Origin of the sequence: Sphingomonas sp. FUKUSWIS1 (assembly GCF_000733135.1) — a bacterium.
Classification (GTDB): Bacteria; Pseudomonadota; Alphaproteobacteria; order Sphingomonadales; family Sphingomonadaceae; genus Sphingomonas; species Sphingomonas aerolata.
Window position 1 is genome coordinate 1 of the sequence record NZ_JPJC01000273.1, and the last position, 6,090, is coordinate 6,090.

General features: G+C 68.5%; 7 protein-coding genes and 1 pseudogene. All 8 read left to right on the top strand.

The window, feature by feature from the left end:
• Window positions 1-878 (top strand): annotated as a pseudogene (locus sphsw_RS17370) (chromosome segregation protein); the annotation flags it as partial.
• 47 nt (window positions 879-925) lie between these two features.
• Window positions 926-1,111 (top strand): hypothetical protein, encoded by a 186-nt coding sequence (locus tag sphsw_RS17375; protein ID WP_031394247.1) that lies wholly within the window; start codon window positions 926-928, stop codon window positions 1,109-1,111.
• Window positions 1,112-1,172: 61 nt separating this feature from the next.
• Window positions 1,173-2,417 (top strand): putative DNA modification/repair radical SAM protein, encoded by a 1,245-nt coding sequence (locus tag sphsw_RS17380; RefSeq protein ID WP_031441721.1) that lies wholly within the window; start codon window positions 1,173-1,175, stop codon window positions 2,415-2,417.
• A gap of 63 nt (window positions 2,418-2,480) precedes the next feature.
• Window positions 2,481-3,392 (top strand): HNH endonuclease, encoded by a 912-nt coding sequence (locus tag sphsw_RS17385; protein ID WP_031441722.1) that lies wholly within the window; start codon window positions 2,481-2,483, stop codon window positions 3,390-3,392.
• A 98-nt stretch (window positions 3,393-3,490) separates the two neighbouring features.
• A complete protein-coding gene (locus tag sphsw_RS17390) occupies window positions 3,491-3,769 on the top strand; it encodes a hypothetical protein (protein WP_042467721.1) in 279 nt (92 codons plus the stop codon).
• Window positions 3,766-4,206 carry a periplasmic heavy metal sensor gene (locus tag sphsw_RS17395; protein WP_031441723.1) on the top strand — a complete coding sequence of 147 codons (441 nt, stop codon included), beginning with the start codon at window positions 3,766-3,768 and terminating at the stop codon, window positions 4,204-4,206. The genes sphsw_RS17390 and sphsw_RS17395 overlap by 4 nt, the downstream gene beginning before the upstream one ends.
• The gene (locus sphsw_RS17400; protein WP_414712123.1) at window positions 4,203-4,808 is read left to right on the top strand and encodes an RNA polymerase sigma factor; all 606 of its coding nucleotides are present in this window, start codon (window positions 4,203-4,205) and stop codon (window positions 4,806-4,808) included. The genes sphsw_RS17395 and sphsw_RS17400 overlap by 4 nt, the downstream gene beginning before the upstream one ends.
• An 80-nt stretch (window positions 4,809-4,888) precedes the next feature.
• Window positions 4,889-6,090 (top strand): copper resistance system multicopper oxidase (locus sphsw_RS20670; protein WP_235188454.1); only part of this gene is annotated, 1,202 nt, incomplete at its 3' end.

Genomic DNA, 6,090 nt, shown 5'->3' on the forward strand with positions numbered 1-6,090 from the left:
CGCTTCGCACCGCCGACGACGCGCATCGCCGCGCGGCCGAAGCGCTCGCCGAGGCACGCGAGCACCGCGCCGGCGCGCTCGTCCGTGTCGACACACAGGAGCAGCAGCGCCGCGAACTAGGGCGGCTGTCGGGCGAGCGTTTCGCCTGCCCCGCCCCCGTCCTGCCCGAACGCCTCGACTTCGCGGCCGCCGATGTCCGCACCCCTGCGGACGAGAGCCGCGCACAGGACCGCCTGACCGCCGAGCGCGAGCGGATCGGCGCGGTCAACCTCGTCGCCGACCAAGAGCTCGCCGCACTCGAAACCGAGGCGGTCGGCAATGCGGCCGACCGCGACGAGCTGGGTCAGGCGGTCCACCGGCTGCGCGGCTCGATCGGCACGCTCAACCGCGAGGGGCGACAGCGGTTGCTCGCGGCGTTCGAGACGGTGAACGGCCATTTCCAGCGGCTGTTCGCAACGCTGTTCAATGGCGGCAGCGCGCATCTCGAGCTCGTCGATTCGGACGATCCGCTCGAGGCGGGGCTCGAGATCCTCGCCCAGCCCCCCGGCAAGCGGCTCCAGTCGCTGACGCTGTTGTCGGGCGGCGAGCAGGCGCTGACCGCGGTCGCACTCATCTTCGCGCTGTTCCTGACCAATCCCGCGCCGATCTGCGTGCTCGACGAGGTCGACGCGCCGCTCGACGACGCCAATATCGACCGCTTCTGCGACCTGCTCGACCGGATGGCGCGCGACACCGCCACGCGCTACCTCGTCGTCACGCACAATGCGGTCACGATGAGCCGCATGCACCGGCTGTTCGGCGTGACGATGATCGAACCCGGGGTCAGTCGCCTCGTCTCGGTCGATCTTCAGGCCGCCACCATCCTCGTCGCGGCATAAAGGCGTCACCCGCTGCGAAACGCGAGCAATCGCGCTATAATGGTCGGATGTTCCTCGACGACTCGACGATCTGGCCGCGCAAGGACGATCTTCCGCCGCGCAAGCCCGCCTTCCGCCATGAGAAGGCGCTCAGCCGCATGCTCCTCGTCTATGCGCTCGCGTTGATGCTCCTCCCGATCAGCCTCGGCAGCTTCGTCGACATCATCCGCTACGTCGCTGGCCTGTTTGGATAATCCCCCGGACAGTTGATCCGCATCAATCGACAGGCATCTGTGCGGAACGTAAGATGAACGCATGGCCCAGCTCGACACCCGTGAGAAACTCGAGATCCTGGCCGATGCCGCGAAGTACGACGCATCCTGCGCGTCGTCGGGCACAGCCAAGCGCAATTCGAAGGACGGCAAGGGGCTCGGCTCGACCGAGGGCATGGGGATCTGTCATGCCTATGCGCCCGATGGCCGCTGCATCTCGCTGCTCAAGATCCTGCTGACCAACAGCTGCATCTTCGACTGCCATTACTGCATCAACCGCAAGAGCTCGAACGTCCGCCGCGCGCGCTTCACCGCCAAGGAGGTCGTCGACCTGACGATAGCCTTTTACAAGCGCAACTATATCGAGGGGCTGTTCCTCTCCTCGGGGATCATCGCCTCGTCCAACTACACGATGGAGCAGATGGTCGAGGTCGCGCGCAGCTTGCGCGAGGATCATCATTTCCGCGGCTATATTCACCTCAAGACGATCCCCGACGCCGATCCCGAGCTCGTCCATCAGGCGGGACTCTATGCCGATCGCCTGTCGATCAACGTCGAGCTGCCGACCGCAGGCGGGCTCAAGCGGCTCGCCCCCGAGAAGGACGGCGTCCGGATCGAGACCGCGATGCGCGAGGTCAAGGCCTCGATCGTCGACGGCAAGGACGCCAAGGCCAAGTACAAGTCCGCGCCGCGTTTCGCCCCCGCGGGCCAGTCGACGCAGATGATCGTCGGCGCCGATGCCGCGACCGATGGCGACATCGTCCGCAAGGCCTCGACGCTGTACGACCGATTCGGTCTTCGCCGCGTCTATTATTCGGCGTTCAGCCCGATCCCCGACGCCAGTGCGGTGCTCCCGCTGCAGCGCCCGCCGCTGATGCGCGAACACCGGCTCTATCAGTCCGACTGGCTGATGCGCTTCTACGAATTCCAGCCGCACGAGGTCGTCGCCGCGGCGGATGATGCAACGGGCATGCTTCCGCTCGACATCGATCCGAAACTGGCCTGGGCGCTGAAGTTCCGCGGGTCGTTCCCGGTCGACGTCAATCGTGCCCCGCGCGAGATGCTGCTCCGCGTCCCCGGGCTCGGCGTAAAGGCGGTCAACGGCATCCTGACCAGCCGCCGCTGGCGCCGCCTCCACCTTGCCGATGTCGCGCGGCTGACCGTGTCGGTCGCGAAGATCCGCCCGTTCATCATCGCCGAGGACTGGCGCCCGGTCGCGCTGTCCGACCGCGCCGAGCTCCGCCCGATCGTCGCGCCGAAGCCACGCCAGATGGAAATGTTCGCCTGATCCTCTGGTCGGGGCGTGCGCTGTCGTGGCTGGTGGATCGGGAGTGATGCGCTAAGGTCAGCAATGGCCTTTGGCGTATTCATTCACCGCTCGGACGCGATCTACGACGACAGCCCGGCCGAACGATACCAGTTCCCCGCCCAGTATCTGAGCCGTGCGCAGCCCAGTATCGGCGACTGGATCCTCTATTACGAACCCCGCAAGGTCGCGGCCACGCGCGGCTATTTCGCGGTCGCCAAGGTCGAGCGGATCATCCCCGATCCGTCGACGGCGGCCATGTTTCTCGCGCTGATCGAACCCGGCTCCTATCTAGATTTTGCCACCCCCGTGCCCTTTTCTGGCGCCGACGGTCCAGTCGAACGCGGCGTTCTCAACGATCAGGGGCGGATATCCGGCCGTGCCCAGTCCGCCGTGCGCCCGATCTCGCCTGCCGACTTCAACCGCATCGTCACGCTCGGCCTCGACGACGAGACCCCGCTGCTGCCGCGCACCGGCGATGCCGTGGCCGACACGGTGGACGTTGGCCATTGGCATGAGGAGCGCAGCCCGTTCCTGATCGAGGGCGATCGTCCGCGCATCGCCAGCCTCACCTCCCGGATCGTCCGCGACCGGATTTTCCGCCGCACCGTCCTGCGCGCCTATGACGAACGCTGCGCGATCACCGGGCTGAAGCTGATCAACGGCGGCGGCCGCGCCGAGGTCGAGGCGGCGCATATCCGCCCGGTCGAGGCGAACGGCCCCGATATCGTCAGCAACGGGCTCGCGCTGTCGGGCACCGCGCACTGGATGTTCGATCGCGGGCTGTTGTCGCTCGCCGATGATCTCGCCATCCTCGTATCGCGCCAGGCCAATGATCCCGACACGATCCGCGGGGTCGTCAACGCGAGCGGCTATGCCACCGCGCCGGCCCGCGCCGCCGATCGGCCGCACCCCCATTTCCTGCAATGGCACCGCGCGCACTGCTTCAAGCACTAGCGGCGACACGGCGGCGGCAACCCATTCTCGCCAGCGGGCAAAAATCATGCGGGATCGCGCGCGGCGGTGCGTATGTCTGGATGCAGAGGGAGCGGACGATGCAGGATCCTGTCGATGAAGGACTGACCCGGCTGGCGGCGATGCCGGTGCCGCGTGCGCTTGATGGCGTCGAAGCGTCGGTGTTCGACGCCATCGCGGAGAATGCGCGCAGTCGGCACACCAGCCTCCTGGTCGGGCGGTGGTCGGTCGGTACCGCGCTGGTGCTGGGACTGATCGGCGGGGCGGCACCGATCGGCCATGGCGCGCCTGCGCAGGCGTCGATCCCGATCGGAATCGACGGCGCGCTTGCCCCCTCGACCTTGCTGCTCGGGCAATGACGTCCGCGGTCCGGCGCGCGGCACCGACGATCGTCCTCGCCTTCCTCGCGGCGATCGCCGGGGTGTTTATCGGCGGCTGGATCCGGACGCCGGGCGCAGCGCACGGCACCGAACTCCACACGCTGCTCCACCGCGACGTGGTGCTCGACGCCCCGCAGGAGGCGGCGCTCGACCGGCTCGAGGCCGAGTTCGCGGTCCGCCGCGCGGCCCTGGAAGCGGAGCTGCGCGCCGACAATGTCCGTCTCGCCGCCGCGATCGAGCGCGAACATGCCAATGGCCCCGCGGTCGCCGCCGCGGTCGACCGGTCGCACCGGACGATGGGCGCGCTGCAAAAGGCGACGCTCGCGCATGTCTTTGCAATGCGCGGCGTGATGCGCGCCGACCAGACCGCGGCGTTCGATCGGGTCGTCGTGCAGGCGCTGACCCCCGCGCATTGATCCCGCCCCGCCCCGACAGGACCGCGCGCCGCACGAGCATCGATCTCGATGCCTATGACGACGCCGCGCTGGTCGCCGCGCATCTCGCCGGGCCCGCGGCGGACCGGCAGGCGGCGTTCACGGCACTGATGCGGCGGCACAAACAGCCGCTCTACCGCCTGATCCTCGCGCAGATCGGCGATCCCGACGAGGCGCTCGATTTGTTGCAGGACAGCTTTGTCGCGGCGCACGCCGCGCTGTCCCGCTATGACCGCGACCGGTCGCTGCGCGCATGGCTCGCGCGGATCGCGATCAACAAATGCCGCGACTGGCACCGTCGCCGCCGCGTCCGCCATATGCTCGCCCGCGTGTTGCCGATCGAGGCGGGCGAGCGGGTCGCGGACGGGGCGGCGGATACGGAGACGCACGCGATCGGTCGCGACGACCTCGCCCGCACGCTGGCCGATATCGCGCGGCTGCCGGCCCCGCTGCGCGAGCCGCTGCTGCTGTGCACGATCCACGAGCTGAGCCAGGCAGAGGCCGCGCAGGCGCTGGGGATCAGCGCAAAGGCGGTCGAGACCCGGATCCGCCGCGCGCGCGCCGCGCTCGCCGCCGCGGCCTGATTTGTCTAACGTCATGAGGGGCAAGCCGATCGGCGGCGTATGACCTGACAGACGTGACCGCTCCCGGCCCGAGGATCCGCATGACCCGACCGACCCGCCGCCAATTCCTCCGCGACGCCACGCTTGGCGGCGGCGCGCTCGCGCTGCCCGGGTTGCCCGCCTGGGCCCAGCCCGTGTCCGCCGGGATCGCGACACCGCTGTCGGTGCTGTCCGGCACCGATATCGCGCTGACCGTTGCGCATGTGACGCGGACGATCGACGGCACGCGCAGCCACGCGATCGGCATCAACGGCACCAGCCCTGCGCCGCTGATCCGGCTGAAACAGGGGCAGCAGGTCCGGCTGTCGGTGACCAACAGCCTCGACGAGGAGACGTCGATCCACTGGCACGGACTGCTCGTGCCGTTCCAGATGGACGGTGTGCCCGGGATCAGCTTTCCCGGCATCCCGGCGCGAACCACCTTCACCTACGACTTCCCCGTCGTGCAGGCGGGGACCTATTGGTATCACAGCCATTCGGGGCTGCAGGAGCAGATGGGGCATTACGGCCCGATCGTGATCGACCCCGAAGGTCCCGATCCGATCATGTCGGACCGCGAACATGTGATCGTCCTGTCGGATCACAGCCCGCTTCACCCGCACGCCATCTTCCGCAGGCTGAAGCTCCAAGGCGGCTATTTCAACTATCAGAAGCAGACGCTCGGCGGCCTGCTCGCGGGCCGGGACCAGCCGGCGGGCGAACGGCGGATGTGGGGCGGGATGCGGATGGACCCGACCGACGTGTCCGACGTGACGGGCGCGACCTATACCTATCTCGTCAACGGGCATGGCCCCGCGGACAACTGGACCGCGCTGTTCACGCCCGGCGAGCGCGTCCGCCTACGCATCATCAACGCCTCGGCGATGACCAATTTCAACGTCCGTATTCCGGGACTGAAGATGACGGTCGTGCAGGCCGATGGCCAGAACGTGCGCCCCGTCGCGGTCGACGAGTTCCAGATCGCGGTCGCCGAAACCTATGACGTGATCGTCGAACCCGCCGCGCCCGTCGCCCACACGCTCGTCGCCGAGGCCTGGGACCGGTCCGGCATGGCGCGCGCCACGCTCGCGCCGCGCGTCGGGATGGTCGCTGCGGTTCCTGCGCTGCGCAGACGCCCGCTCGCGACGATGAAGGACATGGGCATGGGCGACATGGCCGCGATGGATCATGGCGCGATGGGCGGCATGGCGGGGATGAACCACGGCGCAATGCCGGGCATGGACAAGCCCGCGCAGGCTCCCGC

Excerpts from the sequence above, each read along its gene's own strand:
- sphsw_RS17375 (WP_031394247.1), top strand. The coding sequence starts at position 926 with ATGTTCCTCGACGACTCGACGATCTGGCCGCGCAAGGACGATCTTCCG.
- sphsw_RS17380 (WP_031441721.1), top strand. The coding sequence starts at position 1,173 with ATGGCCCAGCTCGACACCCGTGAGAAACTCGAGATCCTGGCCGATGCC.
- sphsw_RS17385 (WP_031441722.1), top strand. The coding sequence starts at position 2,481 with ATGGCCTTTGGCGTATTCATTCACCGCTCGGACGCGATCTACGACGAC.
- sphsw_RS17390 (WP_042467721.1), top strand. The coding sequence starts at position 3,491 with ATGCAGGATCCTGTCGATGAAGGACTGACCCGGCTGGCGGCGATGCCG.
- sphsw_RS17395 (WP_031441723.1), top strand. The coding sequence starts at position 3,766 with ATGACGTCCGCGGTCCGGCGCGCGGCACCGACGATCGTCCTCGCCTTC.